Origin of the sequence: Sinorhizobium sp. CCBAU 05631, from assembly GCF_002288505.1 — a bacterium.
Taxonomy (GTDB): Bacteria; Pseudomonadota; Alphaproteobacteria; order Rhizobiales; family Rhizobiaceae; genus Sinorhizobium; species Sinorhizobium fredii_C.
This window is the reverse complement of sequence record NZ_CP023063.1, coordinates 2884455-2910033: the sequence shown is the minus strand read 5'-3', so window position 1 is coordinate 2910033 and position 25579 is coordinate 2884455. Positions and strand designations below refer to the sequence as shown.

General features: G+C 61.1%; 21 protein-coding genes and 1 pseudogene. 9 read left to right on the top strand and 13 right to left on the bottom strand.

Annotation, left to right across the window (positions count from 1 at the left end; all coding sequences use genetic code 11):
- Window positions 1-1966 precede the first annotated feature (1966 nt).
- Window positions 1967-6238 carry a cadherin-like domain-containing protein gene (locus SS05631_RS14255; protein WP_095678002.1) on the top strand — a complete coding sequence of 1424 codons (4272 nt, stop codon included), beginning with the start codon at window positions 1967-1969 and terminating at the stop codon, window positions 6236-6238.
- 112 nt (window positions 6239-6350) lie between these two features.
- Entirely contained in the window at window positions 6351-6605 is a 255-nt protein-coding gene (locus SS05631_RS14250; protein ID WP_037427306.1) for a hypothetical protein, read from the top strand.
- 33 nt (window positions 6606-6638) lie between these two features.
- Here the strand turns inward: SS05631_RS14250 and SS05631_RS14245 are convergent, their stop codons facing one another.
- From SS05631_RS14245 to SS05631_RS14230, 4 genes are all read right to left on the bottom strand, one after another.
- Window positions 6639-7148 carry a tyrosine-type recombinase/integrase gene (locus SS05631_RS14245; protein ID WP_083854360.1) on the bottom strand — a complete coding sequence of 170 codons (510 nt, stop codon included), beginning with the start codon at window positions 7146-7148 and terminating at the stop codon, window positions 6639-6641.
- A 396-nt stretch (window positions 7149-7544) separates the two neighbouring features.
- A complete protein-coding gene (locus SS05631_RS14240) occupies window positions 7545-7844 on the bottom strand; it encodes a transcriptional regulator (RefSeq protein ID WP_037427303.1) in 300 nt (99 codons plus the stop codon).
- 147 nt (window positions 7845-7991) lie between these two features.
- Complete coding sequence (gene rnk / locus SS05631_RS14235; protein ID WP_037427301.1) at window positions 7992-8444, bottom strand: nucleoside diphosphate kinase regulator; 453 nt, start codon at window positions 8442-8444, stop codon at window positions 7992-7994.
- Window positions 8445-8464: 20 nt separating this feature from the next.
- Complete coding sequence (locus SS05631_RS14230) at window positions 8465-8971, bottom strand: PTS sugar transporter subunit IIA (protein WP_037427299.1); 507 nt, start codon at window positions 8969-8971, stop codon at window positions 8465-8467.
- A 465-nt stretch (window positions 8972-9436) separates the two neighbouring features.
- Between SS05631_RS14230 and SS05631_RS14225 the strand changes: the two genes are divergently transcribed.
- From SS05631_RS14225 to SS05631_RS14215, 3 genes are all read left to right on the top strand, one after another.
- A complete protein-coding gene (locus tag SS05631_RS14225) occupies window positions 9437-9850 on the top strand; it encodes a DUF5602 domain-containing protein (protein WP_037427296.1) in 414 nt (137 codons plus the stop codon).
- Window positions 9847-10374, top strand: a complete 528-nt coding sequence (locus tag SS05631_RS14220) for a plastocyanin/azurin family copper-binding protein (protein WP_037427294.1) — start codon at window positions 9847-9849, stop codon at window positions 10372-10374. Before SS05631_RS14225 ends, SS05631_RS14220 begins: the two co-directional genes overlap by 4 nt.
- Before the next feature lie 108 nt (window positions 10375-10482).
- Window positions 10483-11280 carry an ATP-binding protein gene (locus SS05631_RS14215; protein WP_083854359.1) on the top strand — a complete coding sequence of 266 codons (798 nt, stop codon included), beginning with the start codon at window positions 10483-10485 and terminating at the stop codon, window positions 11278-11280.
- On the opposite strand, the gene SS05631_RS14210 is transcribed toward SS05631_RS14215, so the two are convergent.
- The gene (locus tag SS05631_RS14210) at window positions 11277-12128 is read right to left on the bottom strand and encodes a LysR family transcriptional regulator (protein ID WP_037427293.1); all 852 of its coding nucleotides are present in this window, start codon (window positions 12126-12128) and stop codon (window positions 11277-11279) included. The genes SS05631_RS14215 and SS05631_RS14210 overlap by 4 nt on opposite strands.
- A gap of 231 nt (window positions 12129-12359) precedes the next feature.
- The gene (locus tag SS05631_RS14205; protein ID WP_037427291.1) at window positions 12360-12737 is read right to left on the bottom strand and encodes a DUF488 family protein; all 378 of its coding nucleotides are present in this window, start codon (window positions 12735-12737) and stop codon (window positions 12360-12362) included.
- Window positions 12738-12864: 127 nt separating this feature from the next.
- Between SS05631_RS14205 and fsa the strand changes: the two genes are divergently transcribed.
- The 3 genes from fsa to SS05631_RS14185 all read left to right on the top strand — a co-directional run bounded on the left by fsa (window position 12865) and on the right by SS05631_RS14185 (window position 16362).
- Window positions 12865-13521, top strand: coding sequence for a fructose-6-phosphate aldolase (gene fsa, locus SS05631_RS14200; protein WP_037427289.1), 657 nt, complete (start codon window positions 12865-12867; stop codon window positions 13519-13521).
- A gap of 182 nt (window positions 13522-13703) precedes the next feature.
- Window positions 13704-15242, top strand: coding sequence for an FAD-dependent oxidoreductase (locus tag SS05631_RS14195; RefSeq protein ID WP_037427287.1), 1539 nt, complete (start codon window positions 13704-13706; stop codon window positions 15240-15242).
- A gap of 679 nt (window positions 15243-15921) precedes the next feature.
- Window positions 15922-16362 carry a GreA/GreB family elongation factor gene (locus tag SS05631_RS14185; RefSeq protein WP_083854358.1) on the top strand — a complete coding sequence of 147 codons (441 nt, stop codon included), beginning with the start codon at window positions 15922-15924 and terminating at the stop codon, window positions 16360-16362.
- A 1626-nt stretch (window positions 16363-17988) separates the two neighbouring features.
- On the opposite strand, the gene SS05631_RS31045 is transcribed toward SS05631_RS14185, so the two are convergent.
- The 7 genes and pseudogenes from SS05631_RS31045 to SS05631_RS14150 form a co-directional block, all read right to left on the bottom strand.
- Window positions 17989-18138: a hypothetical protein gene (locus tag SS05631_RS31045; RefSeq protein ID WP_157213234.1), complete on the bottom strand. Its 150-nt coding sequence runs from the start codon at window positions 18136-18138 to the stop codon at window positions 17989-17991.
- Between the two features lie 624 nt (window positions 18139-18762).
- Window positions 18763-19104, bottom strand: coding sequence for a hypothetical protein (locus SS05631_RS31420; protein WP_050988442.1), 342 nt, complete (start codon window positions 19102-19104; stop codon window positions 18763-18765).
- Window positions 19105-19208: 104 nt separating this feature from the next.
- Window positions 19209-20827, bottom strand: a pseudogene (locus SS05631_RS14165) (IS66 family transposase).
- A gap of 76 nt (window positions 20828-20903) precedes the next feature.
- The gene (tnpB, locus tag SS05631_RS14160; RefSeq protein WP_018099743.1) at window positions 20904-21248 is read right to left on the bottom strand and encodes an IS66 family insertion sequence element accessory protein TnpB; all 345 of its coding nucleotides are present in this window, start codon (window positions 21246-21248) and stop codon (window positions 20904-20906) included.
- Window positions 21245-21631, bottom strand: a complete 387-nt coding sequence (locus SS05631_RS14155) for a transposase (RefSeq protein ID WP_037426543.1) — start codon at window positions 21629-21631, stop codon at window positions 21245-21247. The genes tnpB and SS05631_RS14155 overlap by 4 nt, the downstream gene beginning before the upstream one ends.
- 73 nt (window positions 21632-21704) lie before the next feature.
- The gene (locus SS05631_RS31040; protein WP_244412411.1) at window positions 21705-22121 is read right to left on the bottom strand and encodes a hypothetical protein; all 417 of its coding nucleotides are present in this window, start codon (window positions 22119-22121) and stop codon (window positions 21705-21707) included.
- Between the two features lie 873 nt (window positions 22122-22994).
- The gene (locus SS05631_RS14150) at window positions 22995-23675 is read right to left on the bottom strand and encodes a redoxin domain-containing protein (protein ID WP_037426546.1); all 681 of its coding nucleotides are present in this window, start codon (window positions 23673-23675) and stop codon (window positions 22995-22997) included.
- Between the two features lie 248 nt (window positions 23676-23923).
- Between SS05631_RS14150 and SS05631_RS14145 the strand changes: the two genes are divergently transcribed.
- A complete protein-coding gene (locus SS05631_RS14145) occupies window positions 23924-25570 on the top strand; it encodes an AMP-binding protein (protein WP_037426549.1) in 1647 nt (548 codons plus the stop codon).
- Window positions 25571-25579: the final 9 nt, after the last annotated feature.

Sequence of the window (25579 nt, the reverse complement as noted above, 5' to 3'; positions counted from 1 at the left end):
CTTCGGGCTGCGCTCCACCCTCTTCCTCAGAAGAGCATTCCCATAGAACGCTGAATTGCGCCGGTCAGGCTTGTCAATTCAATGAGCCCCTCTGTCGCGGCCGGCTGAGTTGTTCTGGAAAATTGGCATAGATTTCATGCAAGCGCCTGAGTCGATATTCCGAAGTCGGAACCGTCAGGGCTGGGTCCGACCGGTGTACCGACCCGGAAGCTTTCGCTTCGCTCGCCTCTGGTCGTGCTTGCCATCGGCTCAAGGGCTCACTGCAGGATCATCGGATCACCCGCCGACATTAGGACATATACCAGCGGTAATTGCAGGCGCGGTGGAGCGAGCCTCTAATGAGTGTGCTCATTTCCTAGGAGCTGCCTATTGGCGAATGATGGTCGAGATGATCTGCGGCCGAGCGCGCAAAGAGCTTGATTGCGGCGCGCGCTCATGGCCACGCGGCTCCCAGGTGCAATTCATGCGCTGGTTCGGGCAAAGGTCGATTAGCAGGGGATGAGTGAAGCCTGAACAATCGCGGCAGGCGAAAGACGGCCATCCTCGACTTGCGTCTTTGCTTCAATTTTCTGCGGTAGCGACCTGCGTTCGCCTAGTGCGAATGCTGGCGCATGCTGGAGCCGATCGCAGCGAAAAGAGAAGGCGCGATTCGCCGGCGGCAAACGGCAATGTTGGTTGGCAAGCAGTCGTTCGCAGCTATCAGTACGAAGGGACACGAGGCGGGACAAAGCCGCCGTTCAGCGATTTGGTTCATTGGTTCTACGAGAGCCCTTGGGACGACGGCAAAGATCAGAGATCCCGCCTGTCAGCGCCCCCAACGGTGGAATTTCCGACGCTAGGATTGGACCTGGCGAGTCGGTTTTCTTATGGGTTCGGGCGACATTGGTGCCCTCTGGTGGTGCCGAGGCACCAGCCCTGGGCCGGCGCGTTATTGCGAGCTAAACCGGATCATAGCAGGAAGGCTGCAGGTCCGCTTCGGCCGATCGCGAGCTGATCTTCCCTGTGTTCGGTGCCACCGCATTCGCGCAGGCTGATCTCCGAACGAACGAATGCATCGCCGCCGCAAGAGAACAAGGTAAGAGGCTTGGTAGTCAGCACTCGAGATGAAAAGTCCCGGCCGCATGAAACTCGTCAATGCCGGATGACTACCAACTGAAGCTGCAAGCAACTCGGGCCTCGACCACCGTCTATCGCGGAATGCGCCGCCTTGGGTCAGCCGAGACGCTGCCTGACGCCCTTCGACCGAATGAGACTTTCGTTCCACCGCACCTCGACGCCGCAAGCCGCGACTGATGCAGTCATTGTCGGGCAATTGGGAACCGACAGTTACGGGGAGAGACTCGCCCTAACAGCCGCGCCGGGGGAGTGCGCTTGCGGTCGGCGAAATGGACATGGCGACAATTTTCCGGACGCAGTGCTAACGACAAGCGAAAGCTCTCCAGTATAGCTTGAACCTCTAAACAGTTGAGAAATGCGAAGCGCCCAAGGTTTAATCCGTCTGCATTAAAGTAGTACACCGTAAGATTAGTTTTTTAATTGATCAAACATGTTAAGAACTTAGCAGGGATAGGGATCTGCTCGAGCCGTTGCTGCGTTAGCGTGGAAGCGGCTAGGGGAACCAATCAAATTTTCCAGCATAAGCCAGACCGGCAATTTGAATGCGCTGGCCGGAAAGGAGCAGGCGTGTGCAGAGTAGTTTCGCCTGATGAGGGCGCGCCAGCTTTGATTGCGGGGGGACCGGCTGAGCTCGGCCGGTTTCCCACCCTCTTCCTGAATGCGATCTCGCGAATTTACCAGATCTCCGACGGAACAGGCGATGTGGACGCCTTTGTTCCGAGGTCTCTGGATGTGACCTGGGCCGCTCCAGATAAACATGCACGAGCGGCATCCCGGAAAGGCCGCCGCAATCTATCAAACTCGAAATCACACGACCCGAGCAGGGCACCCAAAGTAATGGAGAGGGTTTATGGCGACGCAGACCACAGGTGGTGGGAGCACTACATCCTTCAACAACACTCCGCAGGCGCAGGGCGACACTTATGGATGGACTGAAGAGCAACTGCTGGCGTCTGGAATCTACGATGCGGCTACCTGCACCATCGCGCTGAACGTGATGTCCAACGATCTCGGCGGCAAGGCGAAGACACTCTGGTCCATCGACGACGGCGGCTCGAATTTTATGAGTGAGTTGTTGCAGAGCAATATTACAACAGGCTGGGAGAAGACCGCCGAAGGAAACTGGATCCGAATCTACAATGGAAAGATCGAATTCAGAATCGATAGCGGTTCCAATTCGCCTGAGAATGCCCGGAGCGTCGATTCGCTGTCTGGGGGTGAGTCTATCCAGGACTCTTTCTATTATTCCATCCGGCTATCCAATGGCACCCTCAGCTACGCGAAAGTGACGCTGGACATCGTCGGCCAGAACGACGCGGCAGCGATCAGCGGCACGTCCACAGGGTCCGTAATCGAAGCAGGAGGCACGAGCAATGGCGACCCTGGTTCGGCAACTGCCGCCGGCACACTGAACGTCTGCGATGTCGATACCGGCCAGAAACATTTCCAGACGCCTCAAAAGAATGCGCTTGATGGCACCTACGGCCGCTTCAGCTTCGACGCGACGACCGGGGCGTGGACGTACGTGCTCGACAACGCGTGCGCCGCGACGCAGGCGCTCACCGCCGGGCAGATGGTGACAGAGACGCTGACGGTGTGGTCGGCCGATGGTACGGCCAGTCGAGAAGTCGTGGTGACTATCCACGGCACCAACGACGCCCCAGCGGTGTCGGCGGCGGTCAGCGGCAGTGCCAGCGAGGACGAGGCCGGCTTCAGCGTCGATCTGCTGGCCGGGGCGAGCGATGCCGATGCCAGCGATGTGCTCAACGTTTCCGGCCTGACGCTGACGGGCGGCGACGCTTCGGGGGTCACCGTCAACGGCGACGGCCTGTCGGTCGACCCGAGCGTCTACAATTACCTCGCCGTCGGCGAGACCGCGGTCATCACCTACAGCTACGACGTCATCGACAGCCATGGCGGCTCGGTCGCCCAGACCGCCACCATCACCATCGAGGGCCGCAACGACCAGCCGGCGGTGTCGGCGGCGGTCAGCGGCAGTGCCAGCGAGGACGAGGCCGGCTTCAGCGTCGATCTGCTGGCCGGGGCGAGCGATGCCGATGCCAGCGATGTGCTGCACGTTTCCGGCCTGACGCTGACGGGCGGCGACGCTTCGGGGGTCACCGTCAATGGCGACGGCCTGTCGGTCGACCCGAGCGCCTACAATTATCTCGCCGTCGGCGAGACCGCCGTCATCACCTACAGCTACGACGTCATCGACGGCCATGGCGGCGCGGTCGCCCAGACCGCCACCATCACCATCGAGGGCCGCAACGACCAGCCGGCGGTGTCGGCGGCGGTCAGCGGCAGTGCCAGCGAGGACGAGGCCGGCTTCAGCGTCGATCTGCTGGCCGGGGCGAGCGATGCCGATGCCAGCGATGTGCTGCACGTTTCCGGCCTGACGCTGACGGGCGGCGACGCTTCGGGGGTCACCGTCAACGGCTACGGCCTGTCGGTCGACCCGAGCGCCTACAATTACCTCGCCGTCGGCGAGACCGCGGTCATCACCTACAGCTACGACGTCATCGACGGCCATGGCGGCTCGGTCGCCCAGACCGCCACCATCACCATCGAGGGCCGCAACGACCAGCCGGCGGTGTCGGCGGCGGTCAGCGGCAGTGCCAGCGAGGACGAGGCCGGCTTCAGCGTCGATCTGCTGGCCGGGGCGAGCGATGCCGATGCCAGCGATGTGCTCAACGTTTCCGGCCTGACGCTGACGGGCGGCGACGCTTCGGGCGTCACCGTCAACGGCGACGGCCTGTCGGTCGACCCGAGCGTCTACAATTACCTCGCCGTCGGCGAGACCGCCGTCATCACCTACAGCTACGACGTCATCGACAGCCATGGCGGCTCGGTCGCCCAGACCGCCACCATCACCATCGAGGGCCGCAACGACCAGCCGGCGGTGTCGGCGGCGGTCAGCGGCAGTGCCAGCGAGGACGAGGCCGGCTTCAGCGTCGATCTGCTGGCCGGGGCGAGCGATGCCGATGCCAGCGATGTGCTCAACGTTTCCGGCCTGACGCTGACGGGCGGCGACGCTTCGGGGGTCACCGTCAACGGCGACGGCCTGTCGGTCGACCCGAGCGCCTACAATTACCTCGCCGTCGGCGAGACCGCGGTCATCACCTACAGCTACGACGTCATCGACAGCCATGGCGGCTCGGTCGCCCAGACCGCCACCATCACCATCGAGGGCCGCAACGACCAGCCGGCGGTGTCGGCGGCGGTCAGCGGCAGTGCCAGCGAGGACGAGGCCGGCTTCAGCGTCGATCTGCTGGCCGGGGCGAGCGATGCCGATGCCAGCGATGTGCTCAACGTTTCCGGCCTGACGCTGACGGGCGGCGACGCTTCGGGGGTCACCGTCAACGGCGACGGCCTGTCGGTCGACCCGAGCGCCTACAACTACCTCGCCGTCGGCGAGACCGCGGTCATCACCTACAGCTACGACGTCATCGACGGCCATGGCGGCGCGGTCGCCCAGACCGCCACCATCACCATCGAGGGCCGCAACGGCCAGCCGGCGGTGTCGGCGGCGGTCAGCGGCAGTGCCAGCGAGGACGAGGCCGGCTTCAGCGTCGATCTGCTGGCCGGGGCGAGCGATGCCGATGCCAGCGATGTGCTCAACGTTTCCGGCCTGACGCTGACGGGCGGCGACGCTTCGGGCGTCACCGTCAACGGCGACGGCCTGTCGGTCGACCCGAGCGCCTACAACTACCTCGCCGTCGGCGAGACCGCCGTCATCACCTACAGCTACGACGTCATCGACGGCCATGGCGGCTCGGTCGCCCAGACCGCCACCATCACCATCGAGGGCGCCAACGACGCCCCGGTCAACACGATACCATGCTCCCAGACAGTCGGCTCTAACATCGCGACCGCAATTACCGGTGTCGCTGTCGCCGATGTAGACACCGCCAATGTGACCACGACGCTCTCCGTTTCCAGCGGCAAACTGACGGTCGGAACGGGAGGCGGCTTCACCTTGAACAACAACGGCACGAACACGGTGACGATCAGCGGGACCCTGGCCCAGGTCAATGCCGCTTTGGCTACGTTGTGTTATCTCAGCAATACCAATTACAGCGGCGCCGACACGTTGACGGTGGTCACGTCGGACGGCTTGGCAAGCGATACGGATACGGTGGCGATCACGGTCAATCCGCCGGCCAATGTGGCTCCGGCGGCATCCGATGATGCGATCGTCATTTCAACAGGAACGTCCGTTTTCTTATCAGCCGCGTGGTTGCTCAACAATGACGCGGACACCGACGGAGACGCCCTTTCGATTTCTGCGTCGAGCATTATCGGCTCGCTGCCGAGCGGTTGGACGATCACGCCGGTGACGGCCGGCGGGGCTGTCACCGGGTTCAACGTGAGCACGGGCAATGTCAACCAAGCAGCCACCCTGTCGTACACGGTAGACGATGGACAGGGACACACGTCGACTGCACAATTCACAATCCGTACACCCTCCACGCCGTCCAACAACGTGGAAAACGAAATCGACCTAGCCTCCCTGAACTACAACTACTCGTACATCGATGGAAAGGCCCAGGGTGATGAACTCAGGGCTAACCTGACACTTACCGGGACGCAGGGAAACGACGTATTCGTCGGCGGTAGCGGCGAAGACGTCCTTGATGCCGGCGCCGGCAACAACATTCTCACCGGGGGAGGCGGCTTCGACACGTTTGTCTTCCGGAACTTCGCAAGCACAACAAACCACGTCACCGACTTCAATCCCGGCGCGAACTCGACGTCTGTCGATAAATTGGGCTTCGAAGTCGGGATTGCGGCCAACGAGTTCTCCGCCGGTAACAACGATACGGTCTTCATTTTCAAGACCGGGAACGACGCAGCGATCAATGTTGCCAGCACAGAGGTAGCCGTGAAAACGGATGCCAGCGTCACCAACGCGACAGTGCAGAACACGATCAACGGCTACAGTAACATCGCGACGGGTGCATTCTTCGTATTCCACAATACGGATCTCGGCCACGCTGCAGTTTACTACGATCCTAATCCAGCTGTGGCCGGCGGCGCAGTACTGGTTGCGGACCTCGACACTGTAACTACTTTGGGCAATCTCACCGCTTTTAATGCTGGCGACTTCTTGTTCGTCTAAAGGCGGGGAAAGCGACGATCCATGGCGCATCCGACCATTCCTCGCTCCAGGCGGTGTTGCCCGAACTCGGTCGTGCCGCCTGGCCTCTCTTCGGCTTCAGGGTGCCAATATTATGACGGTCTACCTGTTGCTCGATATGAGCGCCAAAACGTTCGGGCACGTCCTCTATCTGTCGAAGATCAAGCGCCGGATATTTTTTGGGACCCTCGGTTATGGGTGGGAGCAGTATGGCTTGGTGGCGAGCAGTTCACTAAGAAGTGAACATGCTAGTGCCCAAGCGTCCGCTCTGGCTCAAAACTTGCGGTTCATCGTGCCGGACCGGAAGGGCAGCAAAGGGTCGAATATGGCCTTCGGCATAGCGAAATAGCGGCGCCTCTGTTCGAAACGCCGCTATTGAATACTACAACTCGACCTGCTCAGAAATGGCCAGGGCATCGTCGACCTCGATTCCGAGGTATTGTCCGGTGCTCTCCAGCTTCTTGTGGCCGAGCAAGAGTTGGACGGCGCGAAGGTTGCCGGTCTTCTTGTAGATGAGGGCCGCCTTCGTTTGTCTCATCGAGTGTGTGCCGTAGCGCTTGGGATCGAGCCCGATGCTCGACACCCACTTTTCAACGACCCTGCTATATTGCCGCGTCGACAGATGCGGCAATAAGTGCACGCGGCTCGGAAACAGGTCATCCCGTTCACCGAGCCTGCGAGTTCCGATCCTTGCAGCGACGGCCTCCCGCGTTTGATCGGTCAGTTCGAATTGCACGGGTCGGCCGGTTTTCTTCTGAATGATAATCGCCCGGTCACGAACCCGTCCGGAAATCGCGACATCAGCAACTGAGATCGCGACGAGATCACAAGCGCGAAATTTGCTGTCGATCGCGAGATTGAACAGCGCCAGGTCGCGCACCGGACCCAACATCTGAAGGCGGGTCGTAAAGCTTGATTGTTTTTCAATACGGGCCCGCAGCCTCAGCGCTGCACCAAGAGGCCGGACAGATGGCAGCATCCGACAACGTGCTAACCGCCCAAAAACCGCTTGCGTCTTACGGAGCGTCCACAGATGGAGAGCAGTCGCACGCAGTGACCATTACGAAGGGACGCGATGCGGGGCAACGCGGCCGTTCAGGTAACCTGAGCCATTCGGATCTGTGAGGATCATTGGGCGACCGCAAAGGTCAAAGATTCTGCCTAGCGGTTGAAGTTCTGGGAACCGTTGACTGCAGAGGGATGAGCGGTCGCTCAAGAGTTTTTTCAGGCGCGGGTGCTAATGTTGCTCGAGAAACCGGCACGCAAATCGCCGCTGACTGGGTTGCACTTAAGGCACCCGGTCAGGGGCAACTATACCGCCTTCATTCTCAAGTATGTCGATACGTCGAGCTACAGATTTTGAGAATTTCAGCCGCACACCAATGCCGCTGCCATTATCAGGGATGAAGAGGGCGCCAGCTCTTTCCAGAGCTGACTGCAAGGCGAGCACTTCATCATCATTCGGTTTGTCGAGCTTCCGCTCAAAACGCAGTACGGTTTCGACCCCAACACCGGAAGATGTCGCGAGGCGCTGGCGCGAGAGTTCCGTAAGTGCACGTGCCGCACGACATTGGGAGCCAGTAATCATGTTCCATTTTCCTTTCTACAAATTGGACTGCCTAGCATGGGAGCGATCGACTGGGCCGTTTGGCCAGCAAGCACGGCAGCGCCGACCTTGCCGGCCACGCTCGGACCGATCGGCAGAGACTGCGAACGTCAGCGATTGTTTTCTGCGTTAGGCAAGAAGGCTTGGGCGTGTCGGAGGAATGGAAGCCTTGCCTGCTGCCCGCTTTTCGGTAACCGCTAACACCGTCAATTTGTGCTGCCTGTTATCCCGTGCGGTCCATCTCATCGTCTGACCGGCGGACAAGCCGAGAAGGGCAGTTCCGATCGGGGTCAGGACCGATATCTTTCCTTCGGAAATGTCGGCGTCTTTCGGGAACACAAGCGTCACGGTTCGCCTATCTCCGGTATCCGTCTCATACTCCAACGTCGATCCCATTCGCACGACATTCCAAGGCACCGAGCCGTCCGGCACCACCCCTGCGCGTTCGAGTTCGAGGAGGAGACCATCGGAAATTTCGGGAAGGCGATCGGCCGCGGCGAGCGCGAGTTTGTTCAATCGCTGGTGATCCGTCTCGCCAATCACGATCGAAGGCTTTCGTGGGGTTTGGCTGTGCTTCTTCATTTTTCGTGTCCTCCTATGGTTTACCTTACCGCCACCCTTTGAACCGCACTGGCCCGCGATGGGATGTCGTTGATCGACCATGCCTCGCTCTGCAGGATCGCCATCACCTCATCGGGCGACCGGGCAAGCCGGAGGCCATCCCGGATCAGCGGCGCCCGCACGAACCGAAACAGTTGGGACAGCGCGGGCAAGAAGGTGCGAACCTCCGAGCGCGGCCAAAGCAGGGCAAAGACGAGATCGACGGGATCGAGGTCGGGGCTCTTGAAATCGATCGGGGGAGCCAGTCGCGTAAACGACGCTACGGGAGACGAGATCGAGCGCAGCAACGCGTGCGGGACGGCGATGCCACGACCGATGGCGGTTGAGCCAAGCCGCTCCCGCCTCCAGATGCCCCGAAGGACCGCCCGATCATCAAGCCCGGCTTTTCGCGCAAGTTTGACAGCGATCCTGGACAGCGCCGAGTGCTTTCCCTTTGTCGCAAGGTCAAGAGTAATATCTTCTTCTGATAGGTTTCTGAACGTCAACATGGTTGCCTCTAAGCCGGTACGCGCGAGCGCAAACGGAGTGCGTTTGGCACGCCGTCTGCTGCACTTTGTGATTGAATCGAGGATGTGGCTGACCCGGACGCGAAGCCCGGTAGAGCTCGCGTCCGGGCTAGAGGCCTGCTTTGAGGCGTTGTGGCTCTCTGTGGGTCACGGAAATATTCATAATAACTTAAACATGGGGACGGAATTTTTGAAATCAAGCGCTCGGCCAGAAACGTTCACCGAGTTGAACTCTTGGATATCTCCCGTTCAGTACACTTTCAGCAACCAGAGGCGGCGAAGCCGAAAACTTGCAAGAATGCAGAAATACTGCACTGAAATGCCAGTTTATTTCATTGGACTAATATTCCCGCCTGGTTCTTGAATGGCTGCACGCGACAGGTCGTACGAACAGCCATTGGCCGCCGGAATTTCCGCGACCTCGGCTTTGAAAAAGGATCCCCCCCGATGAAAAAACGTTTCCTCGTACCAGTTCTGACACTGACCAGCGCGCTTGGTGCCATGGCGGCGGATGAAGTCGCAAAGGCGCCGCCGGCCGCTCCTTATCAGCAGGTCAGCAAGCTGGTGAAGTTGCCCGACTTCCTCCCCGGCATGGGCCAGCTCTTCGTCGATCCGGCGACTCTGCCAGCCGGACCGTTCCTCGCATATGATCGTGACGGAAAGCTTGTCAGCACCATCTACATGCTGCCGACCAAGGATCTTAATCCGGACAAGTCATTCGATAATCTTGCAGCGCCTGGCGGCGGCGTCGACCATGTCGACGTTTACTACAATGCCGGCCATCCAGGCGTGGAAGAGCCGCATGTCCATGTGGTGCTGTGGCATGTTGCAGCGGCCGGCGAAGCGAGCGTCGCCAAATGAGGGTCGCGCGGCGTGACGTGCTGGGTCTATGGGGCGGGCTCGCCGCCGTCCTTTCCCTGTCCCAGCGGGACGTGTGGGCCGAAGAGGTCGTGGAGATCAGGATGCACGGGCGCGCCGATGGCTCGCATGTCTGGTTCGACCCGATCGGTGTACTGATCAAGCCGGGTCAGATGGTCCGCTGGACCAACTTCAACCCCGGCAATTCGCATACGACGACCGCCTATCATCCAGCAAACTTCGGGAGGCCGCTGCGCATTCCTGAATCGGCAAAATCCTGGGATTCAGACTATCTCCTGCCCACCGAGAGCTTTTCGGTAACCTTCACCGAGCAAGGGGTTTATGACTATTATTGCGTTCCCCACGAGCAGGCTGGAATGGTCGGCCGCATCATAGTCGGCGAACCGGAAGCGCATGGCGGCTGGATGGAGGCGGTCGCTGCAAGCCGCGGCCTACCTGATGAGGCCCTCAAGGCGTTTCCAACGGTCGAAGAAATAATGGCAAAGCGGACAGTCCGCCGAGTTTAGTTGGTGGGCCGCGCGTCTCGGCGGTGTCCAGCCGACGAGCGGACAGATGAAGGAGATGGTGCGGGGACAGTAGTGTCCGAACGGCATCGGAAACCATGAGGGGCCGTCATGACAGAAATGGCATTTCGGGCAGACCTGCTGCAATCGCAGGCGGAGGCCAGCGGCGGCACACAGACTGCCAAACAAAAAGAAAGCGCAATCCGCCGGCTTGCCTCTTTGGGGGAGATGACCGGCGGTATCGCCCATGACCTCAGGAACATCCTGGCAATCGTCGAATCGGGCCTGAGGCTCGCCGAAAGAAAAGCCGACCAGCCGGAGAGCGTACGCGCCTTTATCGCGGCGGCGCGGGAAGGCGTCGATCGGGGCGTCGAACTGATATCGCAGTTGCTCGCTTTTGCAGACGATAGAGAACCCGACCTGCAAGTGCGCGACCTGAATGAGCTCGTCAGCTCTTCCGGGCCATTCCTCCGGTATGGCGCGGGACCTAGCATCCGCGTCAGGCTCGCATTGGGTTCCGACATTCCAAGGTGTCTGATCGATCAGGCGTTGTTTGACGCCGCCGTTCTCAATCTTGTCCTTAACGCTCGTGATGCAATGCCAGGCGGCGGTGAGATTTGGATCGGAACGGAGCGGCTCGTCGCGACGAATTGTGCGCAAGGCGGGCCGGCGCCGGGTACCTACGCCCGGCTTCGCGTTAAGGACCACGGCTGCGGCATGCCACAGGAAGTTCTGCAAAAGGTGCTGGACCCGTTCTTCACGACGAAGGGCGAGAACGGCACCGGAATGGGGTTAGCGCAGGTGCGCACTTTCATGCAGATGGTCGGCGGCCATCTGAGCATTGCCAGTGAACGAGGCACCGGAACCACAGTCGATCTGCTGTTTCCATTGCCCGAGGCGGTCACTTAGGCCTCGATGTTGCCTTCGGAGATCGCTCGCAAGCCCGCAAGGGCAGGTCCCACGACACTCTCATCGGCATTTGCCGACCTCACCGAGTAAACCGGATAGGAGTATTGCGGCATGTCGGGTACGAGGTAGAGCTCACGGGCAGCTAAATGCGGCTCCACCGCGCTCATTCTGAAATAGCCTGAGCCGCCGCTCGCAAGGACATAGCCGAGAGCAAGCGGACCGAGATCGAAAGAGAGGTCCGGTGCGACATCCGGGAAATTCATGTCGTGTTGCCGCCCGAAATCCGGCCCCCAATCCATGTAGACGTAACTCGTCTCCTCAAGGCGCTTCGCTTCCGGATCGGTTGTGACGAGCACGAGCTTTTCTTCCATTAGCAGGTCGATTCTAAGGCCGGGTCGATGCTGGGGAGCATACATGATCGCCACGTCGACCATTCCCGAGGCGACCTGATTGATCAGATCCTGGGGCACGTCGACATGGACGCGAAGCGCGATATCGGGGAGAAACTGGCGAATCCATCGAACCCAGCTCAGCAGCAGGGGTTGCGCAAGAGTGACTTCGCTGCCGACCGTCAGCACCGCTCGGCGCCCTGTCGGCACTTTGACCTGTTGACGAGTGCGCTGCCATAACTGGACGAAGGTTGGCGCGTGGCGCAGGAACTGCTCGCCCGCCGGCGTTAGAGATGCGCCGCCCTTGTTCCGAATAAACAGCGGCCGGCCAAGCAGTTGTTCGAGGTGACGAATCCGCGCGCTGACCGTCGTCTGAGCAACATTCAAGCGCTCGGCGGCTCGAATAAAACTTCCCGTTGAAACTATTTCCAAGAAAGTACGGGCGAGCTCAATGTCCATCACAGTATAGCATAAAAGTTGCGCTTAAATGTCAATCAAATTCGTTTGCTAAATACTAGTCGAGCCGTAAGCTTCGCTGGAATCCAGCAGTGCTAGCGCTGCATGCTGCGTGGAAACGGGCCAAAGGCGCGTGCCCTCCTTGTTCGGCGCGGCGCGGTTGGCCCACTCGTCATGCGCAGCAACGCGGTCCTACGTCGACCGTCGTCGTTCCCGACACCTAGATAGGGCATTTTATCGATGTGCCAGCAAGAACTCCCTGAGAACGACGGCATCGTTGTGCGTCTCGTCACGCGCCGCATAGACAAGCGTGATCGGATCTATAAGTGCCAGGTCGTGCAATCGATCAAGTTCCTCGCGATGCGCCTCGATCTCAGCGGCATATCGCCGGCGGAACTCCTCCCAAAGGGAGGGATCGTGAGCGAACCATTTCCGCAGCTCAGTGCTTGGCGCCAGCTCCGTCGCCCAATGATCAATTGCCGCATCGGTCTTCCTGATTCCGCGCGGCCACAGCCGGTCAACCAAGATACGCTTGCCGTCACTGTCCGTCGGACTCTCATAGGCGCGTTTCAGTTTGACATCCTTCTCGGAGATTTTGCCGCTCGTCCACATCGTTCCCTGCGACCCATAGTTAAAAACATAGGGCGATGTGATCATGCCTGCGATGACGAAATCACTCGGGCGGCCGACCCGAAGAACGCTCGCCGCCGCTTCACGCGCATACGCCAGGAGAAAAACGATGAAGTTTTTTGTCGATACAGCCGATATTGGCGAAATCCGCGAGCTCGCCGCCGCAGGAGTCGTCGACGGGGTGACCACGAACCCGTCGTTGATCGCAAAGGCCGGCCGGCCGATCCGGGAGGTTATCAAGGAGATCTGCGAGGCGATCAAGGGCCCGGTCTCGGCGGAGGTCACCGCGACCGAGTTCGGCGGCATGGTCGCCGAGGGGGAGCAGTTGGCCGGCATTGCTCCCAATGTGGCCATCAAGGTGCCCTCGACCTGGGATGGCTTCAGGGCTTGCCGGGCACTCAGCGAAAGCGGGCTGAAGGTCAATGTCACGCTCTGCTTTTCAGCTAACCAGGCCTTGCTCGCGGCGAAAGCCGGTGCGGGCTACATCTCGCCTTTCGTCGGCCGGCTCGACGACATCGGCCTCGATGGCATGGAAGTCGTCCGGGAGATCCGGGCGATGTACAACAACGACGAGTCCTTCAATACGGAAATTCTGGCGTCCTCAATTCGTACACCGCTGCATGTCACGCAGGCTGCAATGGCCGGTGCCGATATTGCAACGGTACCACCGGGAGTGCTCAGGAGTCTGAGCAATCACCCGCTTACCGAGAGAGGACTGGCGTCCTTCCTCGCCGACTGGGGGAGGAGCGGGCAAGCCATTCTTTAGATGTCGTGTTGGCCGTTTGTCATGAGCAATCTAGCAGAAATACTGCACGCAACGGGCGATTAAATTCGTTTGCTTAACAGACGCAGCAGCAACAAACTGGCTGGCGAGATGAAAGGCCGCGACCCGCAGAGTCGCTTTCAGCCCCCGCAGCGGGCGCCATCTCGATAGCCAAGGAGAACCGAATGGCTGCTGAGCACAGAAGCATGACTGGGCCTGATCTGGCACGGGGCATCAGACTTGCCGATCTTCCTGACGGCAGCAATCTGGTCGGCCATTGCGGCGATGCGCAGGTGCTGCTTGTGCGCCGCGGGGCTGAAGTTTTTGCCGTCGACGCGCATTGTACGCACTACAACGGTCCGCTCGCCGAAGGACTGGTGGCGGGTGACACCGTCCGCTGCCCATGGCATCACGCATGTTTCAGCTTGAGAACCGGGGAGGCCCTGCGCGCACCCGCTTTCAGGCCGCTGGCATGCTGGTGGGTAGAACAGCGCGACGGCAATCTCTTCGTCGTTGGCAAGCGCAAGCGTGCGGAAGCGGCAACGAGCGAGCTCCCCGTCGAGGCAAAGCCGGAGAAGATCGTCATCCTCGGCGGCGGCGCAGCCGGCTTTGCTGCTGCGGAAATGCTTCGGCGAGAGCAATATCGTGGCAGCATTGTCATGCTCAGCGACGATGAGGCGGCGCCTGTCGACCGGCCGAACCTTTCAAAGGACTACCTTGCCGGCAAGGCCCCGGAGAGCTGGGTCCCGCTACGGGGGGAGAGCTACTATTCCAAGAACCAGATCGATCTCCGTCTCGGGACGCGAGCGGTTCGGATCGAGCCGCGGACGCGCGAGGTCATGCTCGCGGACGGAGACTGCGTCCCTTATGACAAATTGCTGCTGGCGACCGGTGCAGAGCCGGTTCGCCTGACCATTCCAGGCGCCGACCGGCCCCACGTTCACACGCTGCGCTCTCTCGCTGACTGCCGGGCCATAATCGAACAGGCGACGACGGCCCGCCGCGCCGTCGTGCTTGGAGCGAGTTTTATTGGCCTCGAAGTCGCCGCGGCCCTGCGCGCTCGCGGCGTCGACGTCCATGTCGTCGCACCGGACAAACACCCGATGGGGCGGGTCCTGGGTTCACAGATGGGCGACTTCATCCGGACCCTTCACGAGAAGAATGGAGCCGTTTTCCACCTCGAGGAGATGGCAAGCAGCATCAATGGCAGCGAGGTGAAGCTTCGCGGCGGCGACACGCTGGCCGCGGACCTCGTGGTCGCCGGCATCGGCGTGCGGCCACGGACGGAGCTCGCCGAAACGGCAGGGTTGGCTACCGACCGCGGCGTCGTCGTGAACAGTTTACTGGAAACAAGCGAACCGGGGATCTTCGCGGCCGGTGACATCGCGCGCTGGCCCGATCCCCATAGCGGCGAGAACATTCGCGTCGAACATTGGGTGGTGGCAGAGAGGCAAGGGCAGACCGCGGCGCTGAATATGCTCGGCCGGAGCGAGAAGTTTGCAGCCGTGCCGTTCTTTTGGAGCCAGCACTACGACGTCAGGATCAATTATGTCGGCCATGCGGAGCGATGGGACGAGATCATGGTCGAAGGCGACATCTCCGGCAGGGATTGTCTGCTGCGCTTCAAGCGCGACGGACGCGTACTGGCTGCCGCTTCGATATCCCGGGACATCGAAAATCTGATGTTCGAGGTGGCAATGGAGCATGAAATGGTCGTCTGGTGACGGGCAGGCGCCAACGGCCCGCACCGCCGCAGTGAAGAAAGGAGGTCAACCATGTCAACGTCGCCCGACCGCAATCCGGCTCCTGGCTTGCACAGGACCACGCCCGCCAAGCACTTTTCGAGGTCGATCATTTTCATCGAGGAGATCGCGAGGCAAGAGCCGCATGAGACCTCTACGTCAGTCGACATCTTCTCGCACGATGGCATCAGGTGGTATTGCCAGGTCCGCTGCGGCGACCAGAAGACCCAGCCGATGGGGCCTTTCACCAAACGACAGGCGGAGCGAATTCAAGAGGCTCGCAGAACGAGGATCGCGAAAAGAGGAACCGCGGGGCTCGCCTTTGAGCGGACCCGAGAGGACTGGTGATGGCGCGAGTTAAGCGAGTTGTAGGGAAGTATCCTGGCCTGAGTGGACACGCCACGTTCAGAAGGCCTGCGTTGAGTGTGACTAGCCTTCGTCTAGGGAATCGACGCAGCACTGACGGTGCATCGGCTGTCTATCGTCTGCTAACCGCAGACGACCCGGATTTCATCTGCTTCAACGACTCCGTCGTTTTCGGACTGAAGTCGGTAGCTCCATCTCAGGACTTGGGCCCTGGCGCCATGAGACCAGCGGCCAGGGAGATCGAACTGAGATCAGTTAGTTTTGCCGGAGCAGATCTGCTCCAAGGAGTTCTGACATGAGCAATCGGCTTCAGTGTTATCTAACGTCAAACGACCATGCGGTGCTCAGAGAAATTCTTGATCAGACCACGAGCGACAATGCCTACCGCCGATTGCTCAGAAGAAAGCTGGTGCAGGCTGAAATTTGCTCCCCGCGAAATGTCCCCGATGATGTCGTGACGATAAACAGTCGCGTGACCTTCTGCGTCGATGCAGGTGTACCGAGAACTGCCAATGTAGTCCGCAATGAGAGCCAGAACTTTCCTAATTACACTGTCTCGGTAGAGTCGCCTTTGGGATTGGGGTTGCTCGGATTGAGAGCGGGTCGGGTAATTGCTGTCGAAACAGAAAAGGATGGCCTACAGAAGATCAACGTGATCCGGATTGATTTTCAAGCTCTTGCGCTTCCAGGCACCCCAATGGTGATAACCTCGACGTTATCGCCAAGGATCCGTTAGATCGCAGTCAGGATGTCGCCCAAGGATAATATCCGGAAATGCAGTACCCGCAGCGGGCCGGCTGAAACCAGGCCACATCATCCTCGCGACCGACTTCAGCGCAAGATGCGATCCAACACAGGAGCGCGCAATCCAGCTAGCGATCGAGTGGAACGCCAGCCTGACGGCCGTTCACGCGCTTAACGATAAGGGCCTCAGATATCACCCGTCGCAGGTGAAACGTACCGCACAGCCGCGATGCGCGAAGCGGATCTCCTGCGCCAGGAACTCGCCTCTATCGAAGGGCTCCGCTCCTCAGTGGTAGTGGAGGAGGGGCCGGTGGAGGCCGCGATCCTGGCTGCTGTGGCCAAGGAGCGGGCCGAATTTGATCGTGGCTCGCGTAGAGGGACTGGGCCCCTGGCGCAAGTGCTGATCGGAAGCACCGTCACCGCGCTGTGGGCGCGGTTGGAACCGGCGGTGACGAGCCGCCTCCGCCTGCGTCAGAGAGCGACGGCAGCGCCCATCAAGCAACTCCTGGGCGCAAGCGCCCTGTCGGCTGGAGCTGCGGATTCGCGCGATTTTACAATCGACTAGCCAGCGTCCAAAGGCCGCATCTCGACCGATTGAAGCCTTTGCCTCAAGTGACCATATCGGAGGTATGACTAGTTCACGTCGACACAAGAAATACCTGGTCCTCTCAGCGTCCCTGCTGACGCGACCGTAACCCCGAGCGGCTCGAACGCACGCGTTCGCCGCCTCGGGGATCCCCTCTCACATAGACAGTCCGGCACGCGGCTACGCGCCGGCGGTGCGCTCAAGCGGGCGCCGCCGCGTCTGCAGGCCGCTGATGCTTCCCGAACGCCCGTTCGCCGCGTCGCTTCTGCGGACCACGCGACTGGGCCGATCACTACTGCGAATGGAGGGCAACGATGTCCGCACACGAACACTCACCAACCCAAGCCCGCCGGGACCCGACGCTGCGCAGTCTCGGGGTGACTGTCGCGGGATTTTTTCTACGTGCGCTGCAACGCCGGCAGCGGAGGCGGGCGGCCGCCGCGCTTCACAACCTCGACGACAGGCTGCTCGAGGACATCGGCATAACGAGAAACGACATCCCGCGGATTGTCGAAAGGCTTTTCCGACCGTAGGGGACAGGTATAGGTGGAATCACCGGCAACTGTGTCGCAGCCCAAAGGCAGCCGTGCATCATAGGTGAACAGCGGTTCTCAGGCCAGCGACGACCGCGCGGTCCGCTGGCCCGCTGGAGGTAACGATGGATAGGACAACGAAAACGATCATCGCGGTGGGCATCTTTGGATTGATGATCGTCGCTTTCGCGATGCTCTGATAAGGCTTGCTCGGAAGTTGAAGAAGGGACGGTTGCGGGCGTAGGGCTGCCATTCATGACCCGGCGGGTCAAGGTCGGCTGAGGGTCGAACGCGGAACTGCGGGCGCAGCTTGGCTCAGGTTTTTTGCGCCGTCGGGTCAGTCTACGTCCGTTTATTCAGCTTCGCGGCATGGAGCACTGTGCCACGAATAACGCTCACTCCGGGAGGCCTGCGAGTCGGAGACCTTCGACATATCGGGCAAGGAGCGCCTTGTCATAAGGTGCGCGGGAGCTGGCCGGGTCTCAGACGTGGCTGCTTGTCACTGTTGCCCGGCTGTTTGGCCACTACCGCCAAGTGGAAGTCCGGCCTGCAAATAGCCTTCGATGAAATGCTGCTTCTTCCGGCGTCCAGGATAGGTTGGCTGTCGGCCAATCTGAGCTGTGAAATCAGGATTTGCTGCTAAAAACATCGCCGCCTCCCGGCGAGCCTCGTCAAATACGATCAATCATCACTATCAGATCCGCATAAGCGCTGAACTAACGGCGTGGTTTGAGGAACGCTTAAGGCAGCCGCGAAGGCCGCTCCCGCTCGGAGGACGCGAGGATCTCCCTCTCGTGCTAAGACGAAAAAACAACAAGACCAGAATCACGCGCCCCGGAACGGCTCACAGCTGAGTCACCTGCGCTGCCGCCCCTCCCGCATTCAGTTTCGGCTCAGGAAGGACCCAGGGCCCTAGGTGAGAGCCGGCTAAGATCCTCCTATAGCCGCCAGCGCCGCTGTCCTGAATTTCTCCAAGGCTTGGCGCCCGCCCCTCGGGAAAACACCACAGGTACAAACCCGGGATCCGGAATAAACGGCCAGCCGACCGCCTCGTGATGCTGCCGCCATTGCCGGTAAGGCTCAGAGTCGACCCGAACCGGCTCGCAAAGATCGGCCAGCGCCGCGAAGCGTGGATCGGCCGAGTCGGGCCGCTCGTGCAGCCGGTTGACCTCGGGATATCCCTCCTCGCACACTCTCCGTCGCCGCTCCGCCTCCACCAAATTCTCCGGAAAGATTAACGACCCATCGTCGGCCAGGCGAACCCGGTGGCAGATCAAATACCTATTCGCTCTACTGACGCTGGTTCGGCGCAAGTTTTCGTAATTCTCCCGCACGCGATCTTTGATGTTGTCGGGGAATCAATTGCCTCCGGTCCGGCAAGCAGAGCCAGCATCCTCTGAGCGGCCCAGACCGGCCCAAATGGCGACACCTTGATCGTCTCTACGGTTGACTCCTCTCCGGCTCGTGCCTGTGCATCGAGAAACTTTCGATCACGCAGATAGACGCCCAGCGGCACCGGCTTGACCTTTTGCGCCTTGCACGCGGCGAGGTAGGCGTCGCGCCACTCCTCAGCCAGCAGCCGTTCCTCGGGCGTCAAATCCCCAAACTGTTGCACCGCCCACGCGGTCGATGAGGCGATCGCTTCTGGCCATAGGTTGTTCTTCGTTCCGATCTCGAGCGCTTTTACTCGCTTTATGAACTCCGCTGGATCGTAAGCGGTCAGCCGATAACGTCAGGCTTGAACTTCCAGGGCATGAGCCCTTCGATTTCGGATGCTGGCCAGCCTTGAGCAATGCGGGTCAAGGTTTGGGAGAGCCAGTCGAGCGGATCGACGCCATTCATTTTGCAGGTTTGCAGCAAGGTGGCCACCGTCGCCCAGGTTCGTCCACCACCCTCGCTGCCGGCGAATAGACTGTTCTTTCTCGTAATTGTTTGGGGCCTGATCGCGCGCTCGACGATGTTGGAGTCGATCTCGATGCGACCGTCCGTCAGAAAGCGTTCCAACGCCTCTCGTCGGGTGAGGGCGTAGCGGATCGCCTCGGCGGTTTTGGGTTTTCCCGAGACCTTGCCCAGTTCCTTTTCCCACAACTCGAAGAGGCTGGCGACGATGGCCGCGGATTTTTCCTGACGCCGCGCCGCCCGGCTCTCGGCATCCTTGCCGCGAACCTCATCCTCAAGCTTCCACAACTCGGTCATGGCGATGATTGTATCCGTCGCGGCCTGCGAGACCCCGCTGATATGCAGGTCGTAAAACTTGCGACGCAGGTGCGCCCAGCACCCTGCGAGCTGGATCGTTTCATTGCTGCCGGTTTTGGCCCGCGCCTTGCTCAGGTTGGGATAGGCCGAGTAGCCATCCACCTGCAGGATGCCGCTGAATCCGGCGAGATGACGCGCCACGCAATCGGCGCCCCTGCCGTCCTCAAAGCGGTAGGCCACCATCGGCGGGCTGGTTCCGCCATAGGGTCGATCATCGCGTGCGTAAGCCCACAGCCAGGCCTTGGTGGTTCTTCCGGAACCGGGGGCAAGGGTGGGCAAGGTCGTCTCGTCGGCGAAGACCCTTTCGCCCTCCTTGACGCGCTCGAGGATATAATCGGCGAGCATCTGCAATTCGAAGCCCAGATGCCCCATCCACTGCGCCATCAACGACCGGCTGACCTCGACGCCATCGCGCAGATAGATCGCCTCCTGCCGGTAAAGCGGAAGGCGGTCGGCGTATTTCGACACGGCGATATAGGCAAGCAGCCGCTCCGTCGGCAGGCCGCTTTCGATGAGGTGTGCCGGCGCTAAGGCCTGAACCACGCCGTCGCGGCCCCGGAAAGCGTATTTGGGGCGGCGAGTACGATGACCCGGAACTTCGGCGGCACGACGTCCAGCCGCTCGGAGCGGTCCTCGCCGATCAGAACCTTTTCCAGCCCCGCGCAGTCGGCCGGGACTTCCGGCTCGATAACCTCCTCGATGCGTTCGAGGTGAGCGGCAAAGCCCTTGCGCGGACGCGGCGCACGCTTCGGCTTGTCCCCGGCCGCGCGGTTGAGTTCGCTCTGGATTGCCGAAAGGCCGGTTTCGACCTCCTCGAACGCAAAGGACACCTGTTCGTCGTTGACGGCCAGGCGCAGCCGCTCGGAACGCGTGCCATGTTGCGTGCGCTGCAAGACTTTCAGGATCGACGTGAGGTTGGCGATCCGCTCGTTGGCGCTTTTCTCGACGGCCTGCAGCCGCGCGACCTCTGCCGCCGCGGCTGCAAGTCGGGCCTCGTTCGCAGCTCGCTCCTCGGCCATTGCGAGGATCATCGCTTTCAGCGCATCGACGTCGTCGGGAAGATCGGAAACAGGCAAAACCATGGGAGGCAATAGAGCACAAAAAAAGCCGTTTTCCCAACCGTTACAGCCACATGATTCATCATGTCGCAGGCCGGTTTCAGCCCGTCAACAACGGCCGCCTGATCTTGGCCGGGCGGATCTTTTTCCAATCGAGCCCAGCCAGAAGCGCCATCAACTGGGAATGGTCGAGGCGCATCCGCGCCGCCGATATCGAGGGCCAGCAGAAGCTTTGCTCTTCCAGAGTTTTCGAATAGAGGCAGACGCCTGAGCCGTCCCACCAGACGATGCGAACACGGTCCGCCCGCTTCGACCGGAACACGTAAAGCGAACCATTGAACGGGTCGAGGCCGCCATCCCGCACCAGCGCCATCAAAGACGCGGCTCCCTTGCGGAAGTCGACCGGCTGGCACGACACGTAAACCACCACACCGGAAGCAATCATGCCTTGCGGACCACCCGGAGAATCTTCGTCAGGTGATCGGCATCGACATCGGCGCCGGCGCGCACCACGACATCGCCCACGACGATTTCCACCATCGAACTGCCCACCGCTTCAAAGCGCGTGAACTTGACTGGCGCGCTCGCTTCCTCCGTCAATGGCGCAACCATTCCCGACGAAAGCGCCTTGCGACGCCACGCATAGAGCTGCGACGGGTCCAGTCCCTGAGATCGCCCAATCGCCGACACATTGGCCCCCGGCGAGAGCGCTTCGGCGACAAGCTGCGCCTTCTCCTCGTCCGACCAATGACGCGGCTTGCGTCGAGACTGCACCGGCTCCGCCGTCAGGACCTCGAATGTTCGATGATGATTCACACTGTCGCTCATAGGTTTCTCCGCATGACTCATGCAGAGAATGCGCGTTCAGCGGCCTCAAAGATACGTGGGGTGACCTACGCGCTTACGCTGGATCGTCCGAACGTGGACTCGCTCCCGCATCACGTCTACACGCGCCCTCTCTTTCTTCTGGTGGTTCTGGTGGCTCTGTTAGCGGATCTCTTATGGATTGGGTGACAGCGTGGCACCCTTCTTTGCTATCAGTGTCACCCTTAAACGTCTCGGGTGTCACCCTCGCAATGCCATTAGGTGTGCCAGGATGGCACCCTTCAGAGCCATTAAGGGTGTCATCATGGCACACTTCTGCCGGCGGAGCTGTCGCTGGTTTGAGCCGCGCGATCGCCTCCATATTGAAGTCATAGCGCGTCGGAACGCCCGCACCCGCGCCGCCTCTTTTGCGGATAATGAGCAGCCCCTCGGCGACGAACTCTGCAAGAATGCGCTTCACCGTGCGCGTCGACAACTCCGTTTCCTTTGCCAGCCTCGTGACGGTGGGCCAGATCCCTCGACCATCGTCATCAGCGAAATCGGCCAGCCGTACGGCAACATCTTGCGACTAGCCGACCGGAGTTGCTTCTTGAACAGTAGAGACATGATGGCAATGCTCATGACAGCACCTGTTGATCCTCGATGTGTCTGAATGTGCTGGCCGATGCAACGCACCGCGTTGATCGCCAACGAGTTGCCCAGCGCCTTGTTAGCGCCGAGGGTCGGTCGCGGACTGCTTGCCGCTCTAAGGGATGTTGATAAAATCGTCCGGGAAAGCTTTCAGCCGCCGTATTCGCGCGGCTTCAGACGTGCACCGCCCGACGTGGCCGAGACGAGTGGTTATTCGCGGCAGGAAATTTAGCCTTCAAATCGCCGCCTTCTCTGGGAAAGGCTTTGGTTTTACAGGCTCGGCGAAGGCCTAGCTCAAGGCCCTATGGGTGCGGCTTGGGTCCGCGCGCCTACGTATCTTGGGCGCCTGCAATTCTCAGCGTGGAACCCGCAGCCGCGATAGCCAGAAAAGTAATTACTCCTGTGCGTATAGTCGGCCGGGCGCTGGGATGGGCAGGCTCGATACCGTCCCCGGCACGGGGCGAAGCCGATCAACGAGCAGCTGCGCAAACCTGAGACGGGCACATGCATGGCGCTGACCTCGGACATTTACTTTTCGCCAGCCTGGCGACGGGAGAGCGTTTCATAATGTGAGACATGCGCGGCGAGAAACATAATGAAACATAGGCATTCGCTTTTGTCCCACAATTTGACACGCGGTTGATTCAGCGAGCTTACTTTTCTTCGGCATGGGGCACCACTTGCTACCCCGTCTTTCGTCACCGAAAAAGATACTCCGGCGGACTTCCGCTCCGGGTCAGCGTCCGAGGTTTTCGGCGGCGGCAAGGATCTGCGCCGCGGTTGGGAAGGTGCAGAGGTCGTTCGGCCCGTCGCGCGCCTCGATTTGCGCCCAGCCGACGATGCCGGTGGCGTCGACCAGATAATGCCCGACGAGCTGGGTGCCATGGTCCGCCAGGATCGCTTTGTCCGCTTCGTCGAGCTCGAAGCCGTCGCTGGCGTTGAGGACAACGTTGGCTTCCATGGGCTGCAAAGGCTCCGGGAACACGCCGGCAGGATTGATGCGAGCCGCCTCGAACTGCGCCATCGATGCGCGATGGGGCCATTCGGGCCGCTCGCTGCTGCCATCGGGCAGGAATTCGCCCCGCGGCACGCCGAAGGCCCGGTGCGTGTGGCAATCCGGGTCGCACAGGAGCGTTACCGGCGTCGGCCGATGGCGGAAATAGAGGCGAGCGCGTTCGACCGGCGTGTTGATCACCGCCAGGGTCTCTATCCCGGCGGCGCGTAGCGCTGGCTGGAGGCCGGCAAGCTGTTCCACCTGACGTCGACAGAACGGGCAGTGCAAACCGCGAAAGAAGCCGATCAGGAACGGGCGACCGCGCAAATCGGCAAGAGAGACCATTCCTTCAGGGTTGGCCGCGGCGAGCGCGAACGAGGGGGCGGGTTCTCCCGGCTGCAGCGGCCGGATCTGGTTTGCCATGGAATACTCCTCCCTACCGCGTCATGTGGAGGTCATGCAGCATGGGTTGGCACGACTTTGACTCCGACCGCCGTCGGGCTGAGGTCGCTTGAGCTCCGCACTATACCGGAAACGGCGCTTTCGCTCTATCAGGCAAGATGCCAGCGGACCTCGTCCCTGTTCCGAGTTCCTTCACCCGGCCCGCACCCATTGAATTCCACGGGGCGAAAGTGTTAGCTGCTGCGCTGCAGCAAACTCCAGCGCGGCCCATGCTACCGAAGATCGACACATACGACGACCTCTATCGCGAATTCCGCTGGCGGATTCCGGAGAGGTTCAATATCGGCGTCGCCGTCAGCGACGCATGGGCGGCGCGTGACCCTGAACGTATCTGCCTGCAGCATTTCAGCCCGGACACCGAACCTCATTCACTGACATACGGCGCCTTCGCGGCTCGCTCCTCGGCCTTTGCCGGCGGGCTTGCCGCGCACGGCATCAAGCCGGGCGATCGGGTCGCCATTCTGCTGCCGCAGGGCTTCGAAGCGGCAATCGCCCATGCGGCGATCTACAAGCTCGGCGCGATCGCCCTGCCGCTGGCGCTGCTTTTCGGCGTCGAGGCGCTCAGCTACCGGCTGCAGGACGCCGGGGCGACGGCGGTCGTCACCAATCGCTTCGGCTACGAGCGGCTTGCGGCGTTCCGAAGCGAACTGCCGGAGCTACGGCTGGTGGTGCTGGCGGAAGAGGAGGAACTGCCCGATACGGTGCTCTTCGACCGGCTGGCGGCGGGCGAGGGCCGTTTTGCCGCCGCCGATACCGGGCCGGACAATCCGGCGCTGATGATCTATACGTCCGGGACGACCGGCCCGCCGAAGGGGGCGCTGCACGGCCACCGCGTGGTGCTCGGCCATCTGCCGGGTTTCCAGTTTCACCATCACTTCCTGCCTCAGCCGGGCGACCGGATGTGGACGCCGGCCGATTGGGCCTGGGCGGGCGGGCTCTTGAACGCGTTGCTGCCGTCGCTGTTCTTCGGCGTGCCGGTGGTTTCCTCGCCGGCGCAGAAGTTCGATCCGCATATGGCATTCCGCATCATGGAAGAGATGAATGTGCGCAACGCCTTCATTCCGCCGACGGCGCTCAGGCTGCTCAAATCCGTCGATCGGCCCCGCGACCGCTACAGGCTCGATCTGAGAACGATCGGCTCGGCCGGCGAAGCGCTCGGGCGCGAGACCTTCGACTGGGCGAAGGAGGCGCTCGGCGTCGAGGTCAGCGAATTCTACGGCCAGACGGAATGCAACATCGTCATTTCGTCGGCCGCCGACCTCGGAGTATTGAAACCGGGCTCGATGGGCAAGGCCGCACCCGGCCATGAGGTGGCGATCATCGACGGCGAGGGGCGTGTGCTGCCGCCGGGCACGACCGGCCAAGTCGCGATCAAGCGCCCCGATCCGGTGATGTTCCTGGGCTATTGGCGAAACGTCAAGGCGACCGAGGCGAAGTTCATCGGCGACTGGATGACCACCGGCGACCAGGGCGTCATGGATCAGGAGGGTTACTTCACCTTTTTCGGCCGCGACGACGACGTCATCACCTCGTCCGGCTACCGGATCGGCCCCGGCGAGATCGAGGACTGTCTCGTCGGCCACCCGGACGTTCAGATGGCCGCGGCGATCGGCAAGCCGGACCCGATCCGCACCGAGATCGTCAAGGCCTATGTGGTGCTGAAGCCCGGTGTCGCCGCAGCCGAAGAGACCGCGGCTGCGATCCGCGACTGGGTGAAGAACAGGCTCTCCATGCACGAATATCCGCGCGAGATCGAGTTCGTCGACAGCCTGCCGCTGACCACTTCGGGCAAGGTGATCCGGCGGCTGTTGCGGGAGAGGGCTGCTGCCGAGGTGGAGGCAGCGCGCGACCGCTGATTCCGCCCC